This window comes from Mesorhizobium cantuariense (genome assembly GCF_042647205.1).
GTDB lineage: Bacteria > Pseudomonadota > Alphaproteobacteria > Rhizobiales > Rhizobiaceae > Mesorhizobium > Mesorhizobium cantuariense.
On record NZ_JBHRVD010000001.1, the window covers coordinates 7,872,330 to 7,886,892 of the forward strand.

General features: G+C 63.1%; 10 protein-coding genes. 6 read left to right on the plus strand and 4 right to left on the minus strand.

Annotated elements, in window-relative coordinates:
* Positions 1 to 50: 50 nt before the first annotated feature.
* Both rhaS and ACFOJ9_RS38290 read right to left on the minus strand, forming a co-directional pair.
* On the minus strand, positions 51 to 1,046 hold the full coding sequence (gene rhaS / locus ACFOJ9_RS38285; protein WP_109666611.1) for a rhamnose ABC transporter substrate-binding protein: 996 nt from the start codon (positions 1,044 to 1,046) through the stop codon (positions 51 to 53).
* Between the two features lie 55 nt (positions 1,047 to 1,101).
* The gene (locus tag ACFOJ9_RS38290; RefSeq protein ID WP_023813909.1) at positions 1,102 to 1,911 is read right to left on the minus strand and encodes a DeoR/GlpR family DNA-binding transcription regulator; all 810 of its coding nucleotides are present in this window, start codon (positions 1,909 to 1,911) and stop codon (positions 1,102 to 1,104) included.
* Positions 1,912 to 2,095: 184 nt separating this feature from the next.
* On the opposite strand from ACFOJ9_RS38290, the gene ACFOJ9_RS38295 reads away from it, so the two are divergent.
* From ACFOJ9_RS38295 to ggt, 3 genes are all read left to right on the plus strand, one after another.
* Positions 2,096 to 4,198: a bifunctional rhamnulose-1-phosphate aldolase/short-chain dehydrogenase gene (locus ACFOJ9_RS38295; protein WP_378987414.1), complete on the plus strand. Its 2,103-nt coding sequence runs from the start codon at positions 2,096 to 2,098 to the stop codon at positions 4,196 to 4,198.
* Positions 4,199 to 4,211: 13 nt separating this feature from the next.
* Positions 4,212 to 5,501: an L-rhamnose catabolism isomerase gene (gene rhaI, locus ACFOJ9_RS38300; protein WP_378987417.1), complete on the plus strand. Its 1,290-nt coding sequence runs from the start codon at positions 4,212 to 4,214 to the stop codon at positions 5,499 to 5,501.
* A 241-nt stretch (positions 5,502 to 5,742) separates the two neighbouring features.
* Positions 5,743 to 7,482 (plus strand): gamma-glutamyltransferase, encoded by a 1,740-nt coding sequence (gene ggt, locus ACFOJ9_RS38305; RefSeq protein ID WP_378987420.1) that lies wholly within the window; start codon positions 5,743 to 5,745, stop codon positions 7,480 to 7,482.
* Between the two features lie 104 nt (positions 7,483 to 7,586).
* Here ggt and ACFOJ9_RS38310 read toward each other — a convergent pair whose 3' ends face one another.
* Positions 7,587 to 7,934, minus strand: a complete 348-nt coding sequence (locus ACFOJ9_RS38310) for a hypothetical protein (protein WP_378987423.1) — start codon at positions 7,932 to 7,934, stop codon at positions 7,587 to 7,589.
* 370 nt (positions 7,935 to 8,304) lie between these two features.
* On the minus strand, positions 8,305 to 10,455 hold the full coding sequence (locus ACFOJ9_RS38315) for a TonB-dependent siderophore receptor (RefSeq protein ID WP_378987426.1): 2,151 nt from the start codon (positions 10,453 to 10,455) through the stop codon (positions 8,305 to 8,307).
* 225 nt (positions 10,456 to 10,680) lie between these two features.
* Between ACFOJ9_RS38315 and ACFOJ9_RS38320 the strand changes: the two genes are divergently transcribed.
* Genes ACFOJ9_RS38320 through ACFOJ9_RS38330 form a run of 3 tightly spaced genes read left to right on the plus strand, consistent with a single transcriptional unit; the run spans position 10,681 to position 14,556 of the window.
* A complete protein-coding gene (locus ACFOJ9_RS38320) occupies positions 10,681 to 11,601 on the plus strand; it encodes an ABC transporter substrate-binding protein (RefSeq protein ID WP_378987429.1) in 921 nt (306 codons plus the stop codon).
* A complete protein-coding gene (fhuB, locus tag ACFOJ9_RS38325; protein ID WP_378987432.1) occupies positions 11,594 to 13,645 on the plus strand; it encodes a Fe(3+)-hydroxamate ABC transporter permease FhuB in 2,052 nt (683 codons plus the stop codon). The genes ACFOJ9_RS38320 and fhuB overlap by 8 nt, the downstream gene beginning before the upstream one ends.
* Positions 13,646 to 13,668: 23 nt before the next feature.
* Positions 13,669 to 14,556, plus strand: coding sequence for an alpha/beta hydrolase (locus tag ACFOJ9_RS38330; RefSeq protein WP_378987435.1), 888 nt, complete (start codon positions 13,669 to 13,671; stop codon positions 14,554 to 14,556).
* The last annotated feature ends 7 nt before the right edge of the window (positions 14,557 to 14,563 follow it).

Here is a 14,563-nt window from a genome sequence, read left to right on the forward strand (position 1 = left end):
AGTCGCGGCGGGACGTGAGCCCCGCCGCGTCAGCTCTAGAGGGCTCCAGATCAATAGATCTTGGAGAACTTCTCGATGTTCGACTTGTCGAACTGGAACGGCGGAGCCATCGCGGCCGAGTTGGTGTCGTCGAGCGTGACCTTGCCGACGCGGCCGATCGACAGCGTGGCGCCGGGCTTCGCCTCTTCCTTCTTCACCGCCAGATCATGGGCGAGGTAGACGGCCGAGTAGCCGAGGTCGATCGGATTCCACAGCGCAACCGCCTGGCTGGAACCGTTGTCGATAAACTTCTTGAACTCGGACGGCAGCGCCAGACCGGTGACATTGACCTTGCCGATCAAGTTCTCATCGGTGACGACCTGGGCGGCGGCAACGACGCCGACGGTGGTCGGCGCGATGATCGCCTTGAGGTTCGGATAGGACTTCAACAGGCCCTTGGCCTCATCGGTGCTCTTGGCCGAATCGTCATCGCCATAGACGGTGGCGACGAGTTTGATCTTGGGGAACTTCTCCGGCAGGATTTTCTTGGCCGCATCGATCCAGGCGTTCTGGTTGGTTGCGGTCGAGGAGGCCGACAGGATGGCGACGTCGCCGCCTTCCGGCAGGTAGTCGGCGGCGAGCTTGATGATGGTCTCGCCGATCAGGCCGGTGTCGGACGGGTTGAGGTGAAGCTGACGGCCTTCCTTGGCGACGCCCGAATCCCACGAGATGACGGTGATGCCGCGCTCCATGGCCTTCTTCAGCACCGGCACCAGCGCGTCGGCGTCATTGGCCGAAATGGCGATGGCGTTGACCTTCTGCGCGATCAGCGAATTGACCACTTCGATCTGTGCTTCTGCGGTCGCCTTGGTCGGGCCGGTGTAGATGATGTCGACATCGCCGAGTTCCTTGGCCGCCTCTTCGGCGCCCTTGTTGGCAGCATCGAAGAAGCCGTTGCCTAGCGACTTCACCACCAGCGCGATCTTGACGTTTTCGGCATAGGCAGCATTCACGAACATGGCGGCCGAGAATGCCGCCGTCACCATCAATTTCTTCAAGAAGCTCATCGAATTTCCTCCCTTGAGCGTTGCATTCCATCGCCGCTGCGGGCGTGAGTTGGCCTCAGGCCTGCAGTGAAGATTCTTCCTTGTTGGTTGCGGATGTGCGGGCGACGATCAGCGTCACGCCAGCGGTTTCGAGCATTTTTGCTTCGCGATCCTCGATGCCGTCATCGGTGATGACGGTGGCGATGCGCGACAGGCCGCACAGGATCAGGCTTGAGCGTTTGCGGAATTTCGAGGAATCGACCAGCACTACCAGTTCGTCGGCCTGGTCGATCAGTTTCTGCTCCGCCTGGATCAAAAGAGGATCGCCTTCCATCAGGCCGAGCGGCCCCAACCCTTGAGCGCCCATGAACATGCGGCGCGCATAGAAATTGCGCGTCACGTCATTGTCGAAGGGCGACAGGATGATGTTCTGCTCGCGATAGATCGTGCCGCCAGACAGCATCACCGTGTTCTTGGAATGCTTGAGCAGATGCTCGGCGATCGGGAACGAATTGGTGAAGATCGGCATGCGGCGGCCGGTCAGGAAATGCACCATCTGGAAGGTGGTGGTGCCGCCATTGATGATGATCGGTTCGCCATCCTTGCACAGCTCGACAGCTTCGCGGGCAATCGCGCGCTTCTGCGAGGCGTTGATGGTTTCGTTGACGGAGAAGGGCCGGCCGGCCAGCCCGATGAACTGCGGTGGCGAAATCGCCTCGGCGCCACCGCGCACACGGCGCAGCCGCTTTTGGACATGGAGAGCCGCGATATCGCGCCGGATCGTCGCCTCGGAGGACTCCGTCAGGTCGACCATCTCCTGCACCGTCACAACAGGCTTTTCCTGGACGGCGGACAGAATAATCCTGTGGCGCTCTTTTTCGTGCATGGTTCCTCCCTGCCCAAGCATCTAGGCACCCAAAACGCGCAGTGTCAATCATTTCCGATCATATAATTTCATTGTGCAGTGCAATATGATCGATATTGATCGTTTGTGATTGACAAACCGGCTGCTTCCGTAGACATTCCCGCCAAAATGGACTGCGGCTTTTTGCGTCCCAGGGAGGATATCTATGCTCGACAAGCGCTCCGGCTCGCGCCTCGCCAATTTGTGGGATGATGCGAAAGTCCTGGGGATGAGCGACCCTGAGCTTCTGGTCTATCGCTCGAACACACTCGGCTCCGACAAGCGTGTCACCAACTATGGCGGCGGCAACACCTCCTCCAAGATCTGGCAGAAAGATCCGCTCACCGGCGAGAACGCCGAAGTGCTTTGGGTCAAGGGGTCGGGCGGCGACAGTGCTTCGATTAAAACAGATGGCTTCGCCACGCTCTACATGGACAAGCTGCGCGCGCTCAAAGGCCTTTATCGCGGCGTTGAGCACGAAGATGAAATGGTCGGCTTCCTGCCGCACTGCACCTTCAACCTCAATCCGCGCGCGGCCTCGATCGACACGCCGTTGCATGCCTATGTGCCGAAGCCTTTTGTCGACCACATGCATCCCGATGCCATCATCGCCATCGCCGCCGCGAAGGATTCCAAGGCGCTGACCAAAGAAATCTTCGGCGACGCCATCGGCTGGCTGCCGTGGAAGCGCCCGGGCTTCGAACTTGGCCTCTGGCTGGAGAAATTCTGCCTCGAACACCCGGCCGCCAAGGGTGTCATCCTGGAAAGCCACGGCCTGTTCACCTGGGGCGACACCCCCCGGGAATGCTACGAGACGACGATCTCGGTCATCAATCAGGCAATCGAATGGTTCGAGCGCCGCTCCGAGGGCCTCGCCATCTTCGGCGGTGAAGTCGTCAAGTCGCTCGACGCCACTGAGCGCCGTGCCATCGCGGCAAAACTGATGCCCAGAATTCGCGGCCTGATCTCGGAAAAGAGCCACAAAACAGGTCATTTCGATGATTCCGCCGCCGTGCTCGAATTCGTCAACTCCAGGGATTTGCGTCCGCTTGCAGCACTCGGCACGTCGTGCCCGGACCATTTCCTGCGCACCAAGATCCGTCCGCTGGTCATCGAGTTCGATCCGGCAAAGCCCGATGTCGATGCGGTCATCGCGCGGCTTGCCGACGACATCGCTGCCTATCGCGTTGGCTACCAGGCCTACTACGACAGCTGCAAGCATGTGGACTCGCCCGCCATCCGCGATCCCAATGCCGTCGTCTATCTGATGCCCGGCGTCGGCATGTTCACCTTCGCCGGCGACAAGGCGACGGCGCGCATTTCAGGTGAGTTCTATGTCAACGCCATCAACGTCATGCGCGGTGCCTCCACCGTCTCGTCCTATGTCGGTCTGCCTGCACAGGAAGCCTTCGACATCGAATACTGGCTGCTCGAGGACCTGAAGCTGCAGCGCATGCCAAAGCCGAAGGCGCTTGCCGGCCAGATCGCGCTGGTCACCGGTGGCGCCGGCGGCATCGGCCGCGCCACGGCCAACCGCCTGCTGCGCGAAGGCGCCTGCGTCGTGCTGGCCGACATCGACGAGACAGCGCTCGCCAACGCCAATGACGAATTGGCCAAGGCCTATGGCAAGGATTTCGTCCGCCCGGTGCTGATCAACGTCACTTCGGAGGATCAGGTCATTTCGGGCTTCGCCGAGACAGCGGTCGAGTTCGGCGGCATCGACATTCTGGTGTCGAACGCCGGCCTTGCCTCCTCGGCGCCGATCGAGGAGACGACGCTGGCGCTGTGGAACAAGAACATGGATATCCTGTCGACCGGTTATTTCCTGGTCTCGCGGGAAGCGTTCCGGCTGTTCCGGGTGCAGAAGATCGGCGGCAACGTCGTCTTCGTCGCGTCGAAGAACGGCCTTGCCGCCTCGCCCAACGCCGCCGCCTATTGCACCGCCAAGGCCGCCGAGATCCATCTCGCCCGCTGCCTGGCGTTGGAGGGCGCGGAAGCCCAGATCAGGGTCAATGTCGTCAACCCGGATGCGGTGCTGCGCGGCTCGAAGATCTGGACCGGCGAGTGGAAGGAACAGCGCGCCGCCGCCTACAAGATGTCCACCGACGATCTGGAGGAGCACTATCGCTCGCGTTCGATGCTGAAGCGCTCGGTCTTCCCGGAAGACATCGCAGAGGCGATCTATTTCTTCGCCTCCGACATGTCGGCCAAGTCGACCGGTAACATCATCAATGTCGACGCGGGCAACGCCCAGTCGTTCACGCGCTGAGCGGAGGAGGACGATGGAACACATCATCTCCGCCGATCTCGTCGACAAGGACAATGCCGCGCGCAAGGCCAATCTCGAGCGCGACTATGCCTCTCTTGGCGAGCGGCTCGACCGTCGCGGCATCGCCATCGACGCTATCCGCGACAAGGTCGAGAAGTTCGCGGTGGCGATCCCCTCCTGGGGCGTCGGCACCGGCGGCACGCGCTTTGCCCGCTTTCCCGGCGCCGGCGAGCCGCGCGACATCTTCGACAAGATCGAGGACTGCGCCGTCATCCAGCAATTGACGCAGGCGACGCCGACCGTCTCCTTGCACATTCCGTGGGACAAGGCAGACCCGAAACGGCTGAAGCAGGCGGCCTCGCGCTTCGGCCTCGGCTTCGACGCCATGAACTCCAACACCTTTTCCGACGCCAAGGACCAGAAGCTCTCCTACAAATTCGGCTCGTTGTCGCATGCCGATGCCGGCACGCGCCGGCAAGCGGTCGAGCACAATCTCGAATGCATCGAGATCGGTAAGACGCTGGGCTCGAAGGCGCTGACGGTGTGGATCGGCGACGGCTCGAATTTTCCCGGCCAGGTCAATTTCGCGCGAGCCTTCGAGCGCTATCTCGACGCCATGAAGGAGGTCTATGCCGGACTGCCCGCCGACTGGAAGCTGTTCAGCGAGCACAAGATGTACGAGCCGGCCTTCTACTCCACCGTCGTGCAGGATTGGGGCACCAACTACATGATCGCGCAGGAGCTGGGCGACAAGGCGTTCTGCCTGGTCGACCTCGGCCACCATGCCCCCAACGTCAACATCGAGATGATCGTCTCGCGGCTGATCCAGTTCAAAAAACTTGGCGGCTTCCACTTCAACGATTCGAAATATGGCGACGACGATCTCGATGCCGGTTCGATCGACCCCTACCGGCTGTTCCTTGTCTTCAACGAACTGGTCGATGCCGAACTTTCCGGCGCCGAGGGGTTCGACCCCGCCCACATGCTCGACCAGAGCCACAACGTCACCGACCCGATCGAAAGCTTGATGCTGTCGGCGGTCGAGGTGCAGCGCGCCTATGCGCAGGCGCTGCTGGTCGACCGCAAGGCGCTGGAAGGCTACCAGGACAGCAACGACGCATTGATGGCGACGCAGACGCTGAAAGCCGCCTATCGCACTGACGTCGAGCCGATCCTGGCCATGGCACGGCTGAAGACCGGTGGCGCCATCGACCCCGTTGCCGCCTATCGGGCAGCGGGCTATCGCGCCAAGGTCGCGGCGGAACGCCCGGCGGTCGCCGGCGGTTCGGGCGGGATTGTTTAAGGCCGAGCCGGTCCCCCTCATCCGACCGCTTCGCGGCCACCTTCTCCCCGAGGGGAGAAGAGATGCGCGTCCGCATTGGTGACCTCCTCTCCCCTCGGGGAGAGGTCGGATTGCCCCGAATTGCCCTTCGCAATTCAGTTGGCAATCCGGGTACGGGCTCTTTCTCACGCTCCTTCAATTGTTATTGGACTCGATCATTCCAACACGGTCTTCTAGGCGCACCCCCGCCCGGAGAACCGCCATGCCTCTCAACCGTCGAACACTGATCGCCGCCAGTCTTTCCATCACCTTCGTCCTGGCGCCGTTGACGAGCGTCTTCGCTGCATCACCGGCGCCGGCCAAGGGCGAGCACGGCATGGTGGTTACGGCCCAGCATCTGGCGTCCGAAGTGGGCATCGAGGTCTTGAAGAAGGGTGGCAATGCTGTCGATGCGGCGGTCGCCGTCGGCTATGCGCTCGCCGTCGTCTACCCCAATGCCGGCAATATCGGCGGCGGCGGCTTCATGACCATCCGCTTCAAGGACGGCAAATCAACCTTCCTCGATTTCCGCGAGCGGGCGCCACTGGCAGCAACCAAGACCATGTATCTCGACAAGGATGGCAACCCGGTGAAGGGCGCCAGCCTCGACGGCTATCTCGCGGTCGGCGTGCCGGGCTCGGTGGCCGGTTTGGAGATGGCCCGCGAAAAATACGGCAAATTGTCCCGCCAGGATCTGATGGCGCCGGCGATCAGCTATGCCAAGGATGGATTCATCCTCAATCAGGGCGACGCCGCCACTTTTGCCAACAGTGCCGACAGGCTGGCGAAGGATCCCGCGGCGGCCGCCATCTTCATGAAACCCGATGGCAAGCCCTATGGCATCGGCGAGCGCCTGGTCCAGCCGGATCTTGCCGCCTCGCTCGCCGCCATTTCCGAAAAGGGCCCGGATGCCTTCTACAAAGGCGCCATCGCCGATGCCATCGTCAAGGCGAGTGGTGCCAAGGGCGGCATCCTGGCCAAGCCGGATTTCGAGCAATATGCGGTCCGCGAACTGAAGCCCGTGACCTGTAGTTATCGCGGCTACGAGATCACCTCCTCGCCGCCGCCCAGCTCAGGTGGCGTCATCATCTGCGAAATCCTCAACGTGCTGGAAGGCTATCCCTTATCCTATCTCGGCGCGGGTTCCGCCGAGACGGTCCATGTCATGGTCGAGGCGATGCGCTACGCCTATGTCGACCGCAATTCAGCGCTCGGCGATCCCGATTTCGTCGACAACCCGGTCTCGAAACTGCTGGACAAGACCTATGCCAAGGATATCCGCGACAAGATCGACCCGTTCCGGGCCGGCGTGTCGCAGGACCTGATGCCGAAGGGCTTTGGCGAAAGCAAGGAGACGACCCACTATTCGATCATCGACAATGACGGCAATGCGGTAGCGGTCACCTACACGTTGAACGGCTCCTTCGGCGCCGGCGTCGTCGCCGACGGCACCGGCATCCTGCTCAATAACGAGATGGACGATTTCACACAGAAGCCCGGCGTGCCCAACCTCTATGGCCTGGTCCAGGGCGAGGCCAATGCCATCCAGCCGAAGAAGACGCCGCTGTCATCGATGAGCCCGACCGTGGTGGCCAAGGACGGCAAGCCGTTCATGGTCATCGGCAGCCCCGGCGGCTCGCGCATCATCACCATCACGCTGGAAGCGATCATCAACGTCATCGACTACGGCATGAACATCCAGGAGGCGATCGACGCGCCGCGTATCCACCATCAATGGCTGCCCGACAAGGTCTATGTCGAGCCGTTCGGGCTGTCGCCGGACACAGAAAAGCTGCTGGCCGGCATGGGCTATCACCTCGATCTCGCTGACCAGACCTGGGGTCAGGCTGCCGGCATCCTGGTCGGCGGCAAGAGCCTGGCGGAGATTGAGAAGGGCGGCGGCGCGCGCTACAACGGCGCTATCGACAGCCGCGCGGCCTCTGGCGAGGCGCTCGGATATTGAGATTGGCAAGGCTGAGATAGCTCAGAGGAAGGGCTTGGAGCAGCGCGGCGATTCGGGTTGATCGCCCGCTGCTCAAGTGGATTGGCTCACAACCGGTTGGGTCGTCACAAGACCAGCGTGAGGGTGGACGCAACCAGCATCAAGGCGGCAATGCCGACGAACAGCGCATAGATGCGCGGCCGGTCGAGCAGCAGCGCGTTTCCGGATATCCAGGCAGACGTAGCGCCGCCAAGCGCGAAGAGGAAGCCGTTGCGGTGCCCGAAGACCATTGACGCGGCCATCAGCCCGCCAATGATCAGCGCACCGAACACGATGATCACGGCCACGGCGTATTTTTCGAAATCGTTGCCGCTTCCCATGCTCGGACCGATCGCGTTCAACGTCGGCAGGTCGTCCGGATCGAAGGGATTCGTCGACCCATATTCGTCTTGACCGGCAGGCTCTCGCATCATTCATTCTCCGTATGGCGGCAACAAACCATCAAGCCTTGCCGAGCGCAACCCGATCGCACTCCCTTCAATGCGTTCGGTACGGTCTTCTACACCTTCTGGCGACGGCCGCCGCCGGTTTTTTGATTCGTTGCCTTTTCAGGCAATCCAATCCAGAGCGCGCCTGCCCGAAGGCGGCTGTGGGACCGTCCATCCTGGAATGCATTCGTGGAGGAAAAATGATGCGGGACGTGGATTGGGGCTTCGCCGGCAGCGATTTTCGGTGGGCGTGACGTCGCACAGGGCTGCGGCGGGCCGAATCGCCTTGCTGCCAGCACCGACAGATTACGCATCACTCACGGCCAATCGAGGCAGGCTGGCTGGCCGGCCTGCATCAGAACTTCATGCTGAGGCTGCCCTTGATGACGCGGCCTTCGCCATAGATGCAGCTGAGGTCTTTGTTGCTGCCGGCCTCATAGCAGGTCGAATAGTAGGTCTTGTCGAACAGGTTGGAGACGTTGAGCGCCGCCTGCCAGCCATTCTTCTTGTAGCGCAGGGCCGCGTCGACCAGCGTGTGGCCGGGAACGTTCACTGTGTTCGCATTGTCGCCGAAGCTGGCGCCGATGTAACGCACGCCGGCGCCGACGCTCAGGCCTTCGAGCGCGCCGCTGCCAACCTCGTAATTGGCCCATAGCGATGCCTGGTGTTCCGGCACCCTGGCCGGGCGATTGCCGATGACGGCGGCGGCATCGCTGGTTATCTCCGCGTCGAGATAGGTGTAGGCCGCCGTCATGCTGAGGCCGGAAGCCAGATCGGCGTTGGCCTCGATTTCGAGGCCGCGATGGCGGACTTCTCCGGTCTGGACCTGAAACAGGCCGTTAGAGGTCACGACGTTGGTCTTGCGCAAATCGAACAGTGAACCGGTGATGAAGCCGGGGAAGAAGGTCGGTTCGTATTTCACGCCGACCTCGTATTGCTTTCCCAGCGAGGGCTGGAAGGAGCCTCCGAACATCGACTGACCGATGTTGGTGGTGAAGGACTCGGCATAGCTGGCATAGGGCGTCAGGCCATTGTCGAAGAGATAGCCGATGCCGATATTGCCGGTGAAGGCATGGTCCTTCTGATCGTAGCTGCTCGCATCGTCGAGCCGGTCGAAATTGGTGTGGTCGATCCAGGCCTGCCGGCCGCCGAGGGTCAGGACCCAGTGATCAGCGATCTTGGACTGGTTCTGTGCATAGAGACCGACCTGGCCGATCGTCTCCACGCGATCCGTAATGATGAGGCTCGGCGGCGTGACTGGGATCGAATAGTCCGGGTTCTGGGTGTCCAGCGGCGGACCCTCACCGTAGCCGTTGCGCCCGTCGACCGACTGCCTGCTGTAATCGAGACCGAACAACAGCTTGCTCTCGACCGCGCCGAAGTCAGCCTTGTATTCGGCCTGGTTGTCGACGTTGAACAGCCTTGCGGTCTCGTCCACCGTGAACAGGGTGCGCGACATCGTATGGTCGTCGATCATGTCCGGGCCACCAAGCCATTCGCCATAATAGAGCTGCCGGTAGTCGGTGTCCTGCTGCGAGTAGCGAAGGTTTTGCCGCACCGTCCACTGGTCGTCGAACTCATGGCTGAACTGGTAGCCGATCGAACCGTGGTTGGCATCGAAACGGTCGAAGCCAGGCGAGCCGGTGAAGAAATTACGCGGCAGATTGCCATATCGCGCCGGCAGAAACTGAATCGGCGTCAGCCTGTCCCACTGGTAGTTGGCCAGGATGGTCAGCGAGGTCTGCGCATCCGGCTGCCACTTCAGCGCCGGCGCGACGAAGATGCGGTCGTTGCGGGAATAATCGGTTTCGAGCTCGCCGTTGCGAACCAGACCGGTCAGCCGGTAGGACCACACGCCGGCATCGTCGATCGGGCCGCCAATATCCAGCCCGGCTTCGACCGTGTTGAAGCTGCCATAGCTGAGGAAGCCGTCATAGATCGGCTTGTCCGTCGGCCGCTTGGTGACGGCATTGACCATGCCGCCAGCCTCGTTCTCACCGTAGAGCACCGAGGACGGTCCCTTCAGCACCTCGATTCGCTCCAGCCCGTAGGGCTCGATCTTGAAGCCTGAGAAATCGATCACCTTCTGCGGCAGCCCGTCGCGATAGATCGCCGACGTGCAGAGGTCGAAGCCACGAATCAGGCATTGGTCGAAGCGATCGTCGATGCCCCATGGCGAAATGGTGACGCCGGCAAGATAGGACAAGGCGTCCTCAAGCTGCCCCGGCTGGCGGTCGTCGAGCTGCTTGCGGGTCACCACCGAAATCGAGCGCGGTATTTCCTTCAGCGGCGTGGCGGTCTTCGAGCCGGTGGTGGTGTTCCTGGCGATATAGCCGTCATCCGGTCCGACCGGGCTGTCGCTCTGTCCCTCGACATTGATCGGGTTGAGCTCGGTCGCGGCATCCTGGGCAAGGGCCTGGGTGCAAAGTAGGGTGGAAAGCGATGCGACCACGAGGCCCTGGGCCCGGCTTCGCCGACGCGCCACACGATATGCACTCAACTCCATCTCGATACCCCTCATGCCTGCAATGCGCGCAGGGTCGATCCGCCCTGCGCCAATTTCAAATTGTTGACTCGCTTAGTCATCTTCAATGTTGACTATTAAAGTCATGTTTCATAGTCAACCGGCCATCGGCTGCCGACAGCCAGATTTTTGAACCGCGTCGTGTTGGAGAAAAACCGTGCCTGAAATCCACGCCCAGCCGGCTTTCCGCACAGGCGCTGCGCGGTAATGGCGGTCCTTGAATCCCACAGGGCTGACCGTCTCCGCGGCCGGATCACCCGGCGCGGCGCACTGGGACTTTTCGTTCTGCCCTTCGCCGCAATTGCATCGCCATCTGCCGCGGCGAAGCCGCTGCGCATCGTCTGCCTGGATGACGGACTGGCCGAGACTTTGCTCATGCTCGGTGTCAGCCCGGTCGCCATTGCCGGTCGCGACATCTGGGAGACCTGGGTGGTCGAACCGCCGCTGCCGCCCGAGATCGCCGATGTCGGCACGCTGCTCGAACCCAATCTCGAATTGCTGCAGCAGCTCAGGCCCGACATCATCCTGGCCATGCCTTATCTCGACGGCATCAAGCCGCTGCTCGAACGCGTGGCGCCGGTGACGACGATCGGGCTCTATACCGAAGCCGGGCAGCCCTATCAGCGCGCCGTCGAGGCAACGCGCCAGCTTGCCAGGCTTGTCGGCAAGGAAAGCGAAGGCGAGGCGCTGATCGCGGCAACGGAGACCTGTTTCCTGGAGATCAAGCAGCAGCTGGCGCCGTTTTCGGCGCGGCCGATCTATGTCGTTAGCTTCATGGACCCGCGCAATGTGCGCGTCTACGGCCGGAAAAGCCTGTTTCAGGAGGTGTTCGACCGCATCGGGCTCAGCAACGCCTGGACGGCCGAGACCAATTATTGGGGGTTTTCGACCGTCGGCATCGACGGGCTGGCGACATCCAGCGACGCGCGCCTCGTCTATCTCGAACCCTTGCCCGAGGGCGCCGGCGGCACGCTGACCGAAAGTCCGGTCTGGAACGCCATGCCTTTCGTGCGCAGCCGCTCGATCATGCGCCTTCCCGCCGTCCATATGTTCGGCGCGCTTCCGTCCGCCACCCGTTTTGCTCGGGTCCTGGCGTCGGCGATGACCGCGGAGGCCGCCCGTGGCTGAGGATGCTGTGGCCGTTGCCCAAGGGGGGAAGCCTGCGTCGGCCGGCCGGGCCTCCCCATGGAGCTTTTTTGGCAATCAGCCGCTAGGCGCGATTCTGCTTTGCACGATGCTGCTCGCGGCGGCGTCAGCGGCAACCGTTTCAAACCTCACGGTGCAGCTGCCATCGGCGCTCTGGCTCCAATCGCTCGCCGCCCCCGACATCGATGATATGCGACAGGTGCTCGTCCACTACGCCTTCCTGCCCAGGCTTGCCGTCAGCCTTCTGTGCGGCGCGGCACTTGGGCTTGCTGGAACGGTCCTGCAACAGGTTCTGCGCAACCCGCTCGCCTCGCCCGAAACGGTCGGCGTCTCGGCCGGCGCCTATCTGGCGCTGGCACTGGCGACGCTGCTGTCGCCGTCCCTGCTTGCCTTCGGCCGCGAATGGGTGGCGTTGGCCGGCGCATTCATGGCTCTTGCCGCCGTCTTCGCTCTGTCCTGGCACAAGGGCCTGTCGCCGCTTTCGGTCGTGCTGGCGGGACTTGTGGTCAGCCTCTATGCCGGCGCCATCGGTGCTGCTCTCATTGTGCTGCGGCATGAATGGCTGGCCAGCCTGTTCATCTGGGGCGCCGGTTCGCTCGGCCAGCAGGACTGGTCGACGACGCTGTGGCTGTTGCCACGCATCGGCACTGCCGCGCTGGCGATCTTTCTCATGGTGCGGCCGCTGACCTTGCTTGGCCTTGACGATGAAGGCGCGCGCAGCCTTGGCGTGCCGCTCGGCGCCTATCGCTTCGCCGGACTGGCAGCCGCCGTCGCGCTGATCGCCTTTGTCGTTGCCGCCGTCGGCGTCATCGGCTTTGTTGGCCTGGCAGCGGCGACCCTTGCGCGCATTGGTGGCGCCCGCCGGCTGGGCCAGCAGCTGGTGATGGCGCCGCTTATCGGCGGCGCGTTGCTGTGGGCTGCCGACCAGGCCGTGCAGATCGCCACTGGACCGCAAGGCGACCTGCTGCCGACTGGAGCGATCACAGCACTTCTCGGTGCGCCGCTGCTGCTCTGGCTGCTGCCGCGTCTTGCGCTTGGGTTGGAAACCCCGGCTTTGGCGGCCGTGCGCCTGCCGCGCGCAAACCGGCCCGGCCTCCTGCTGGCGGCGATCGGCTTGGCTCTGCTTTTGCTGCTCGGGCTGGCCTTGCTCTATGGGCCGGGGCCGCATGGCTGGACCTTCGCTTTCGGCGACGAGCTACGGCCTTTGCTGTCGTGGCGGTGGCCCCGCGTGCTTGCAGCGCTGAGTGCCGGCGCCATGCTGGCACTCGCCGGGCTGATGATGCAGCGGCTGACCGGCAATCCGATGGCCAGCCCCGAAGTGCTGGGCATCAGCGCCGGCGCCGCCCTTGGCATGATGGTGGCGCTGTTTGCGCTCTCGGATGCAGGACGCCCGCTTCAGACGGCGGCAGCAACCATCGGCGCCTTCGCCGCGTTGCTGGTGACGCTGGCGACAGGCCGCCGTGCCGCCTATGCGCCGGAGCGGCTGCTGCTCGCCGGCGTTGCTCTGACCGCCTTGTTCGACGCGCTGATCCTGGTGCTCACCGCCACCGGCGATCCTCGCGCCATGCTGCTGCTCAACTGGCTCACCGGTTCGACCTATGGCGTCGATGTCGGCGCCGCCCTGCTGACCGGCGGCCTCGCCGTCTGCCTCTTCGCGCTCGCGCCTCTCTTCATGCGCTGGCTCGACATCCTGCCGCTCGGCCCCGCCGCCGTTCAGGGCCTCGGCATTGACCTGAAGAGGACGCGGCTTCTCGTGCTGCTGGTGGTCGCCGCACTCACCGCCGCCTCGACGCTGATCGTCGGTCCGCTGACCTTCATCGGCCTGATGGCGCCGCATCTTGCCCGTCGTCTCGGCCTTTCCCGTGCGCTGCCGCAGGCCATTGGCGCGGTGCTCGGCGGCGCGCTGATCATGGTCGCCGCCGACTGGATCGGTCGCACCGCCATCTTCCCGCGTCAGATCCCGGCCGGTCTCGTCGCCACGCTGATCGGCGGCCCGGTGCTGATGTGGCTGCTGCGTCGCCGCTGACCTTTTGCCCTGTGGAGATATCCATGTCCAAGTCGATGCCAGCCCTGATCGCCGACACGACAGTCCACGACTTTGTCCCGGCGCAGGGCGGCGCGCCCTGGCGGATATTCCTGCATGTGCCGTCCGGGCCAGTGCCCGAGGCTGGCTGGTCTGTGCTCTACATGACCGACGGCAACGCCGTCATCGGCACAGCGGTCGACGCCATGCGCGCGCAGGCCTTCTATCCCACGGGCACCAATGTCGGCTGGGGCGTCATCGTCGCCATCGGCTATCCCATCGAGGGCGCCTATGATCCGCTGCGCCGCTCATGGAATCTCGGCCCGCCGCCGGGCAAGACCTATCCGCCCTTCTACGAGGGCACGCCCGAAGTCCGGACCGGTGGGGCAGGAGAATTCCTTGCCTTCATCGAGGACGAACTGAAGCCATGGGTCGCCAGTCGGGTCACGGTCGATGCAAGCCGCCAGGCGCTTTACGGCCATTCCTTCGGCGGCCTGTTTGCCCTCTACGCCTTGTTCACGCGGCCCTTTGCCTTCCAGACCTGGATCGCGGCGAGCCCCGCCTTCTATTGGGAAGACCGTGCCATCGACCGCTTTCTCGAAGCCTTCGAGGCCGCCGTTCCCGATGGCCTGACGGCGACCATGATCCTGTCGGCTGGCGAATACGAGACGGAGAAGCTGGCGCCGTTCCAGATTGGTGCCGAGGACGAGGAAAAGCGCCTGCAGCAGAAGAAGGTGACACGCACCGACGAATTCGCACGGGCCATGGCGGAGCGCCTTGATGCTCTCCCGGGCATGCGCGCGAGCTTCGAACTGCATGCCGGCGAAAACCACATGTCGATCCTGCCGGTCACCGTCAATCGCGCGGTGCAGGCGGCGTTTGCAGTGAGGGAGAAGGATACCGCCCTTTGCTGAACGCTGC

Bases quoted from the DNA above. Each gene is read 5' to 3' on its own strand.
- ACFOJ9_RS38295 (WP_378987414.1), top strand. From the start codon at position 2,096: ATGCTCGACAAGCGCTCCGGCTCGCGCCTCGCCAATTTGTGGGATGAT.
- ggt (WP_378987420.1), top strand. From the start codon at position 5,743: ATGCCTCTCAACCGTCGAACACTGATCGCCGCCAGTCTTTCCATCACC.
- ACFOJ9_RS38330 (WP_378987435.1), top strand. From the start codon at position 13,669: ATGTCCAAGTCGATGCCAGCCCTGATCGCCGACACGACAGTCCACGAC.
- ACFOJ9_RS38315 (WP_378987426.1), bottom strand. From the start codon at position 10,455: ATGGAGTTGAGTGCATATCGTGTGGCGCGTCGGCGAAGCCGGGCCCAG.
- rhaI (WP_378987417.1), top strand. From the start codon at position 4,212: ATGGAACACATCATCTCCGCCGATCTCGTCGACAAGGACAATGCCGCG.
- ACFOJ9_RS38290 (WP_023813909.1), bottom strand. From the start codon at position 1,911: ATGCACGAAAAAGAGCGCCACAGGATTATTCTGTCCGCCGTCCAGGAA.
- rhaS (WP_109666611.1), bottom strand. From the start codon at position 1,046: ATGAGCTTCTTGAAGAAATTGATGGTGACGGCGGCATTCTCGGCCGCC.
- ACFOJ9_RS38320 (WP_378987429.1), top strand. From the start codon at position 10,681: ATGGCGGTCCTTGAATCCCACAGGGCTGACCGTCTCCGCGGCCGGATC.
- ACFOJ9_RS38310 (WP_378987423.1), bottom strand. From the start codon at position 7,934: ATGATGCGAGAGCCTGCCGGTCAAGACGAATATGGGTCGACGAATCCC.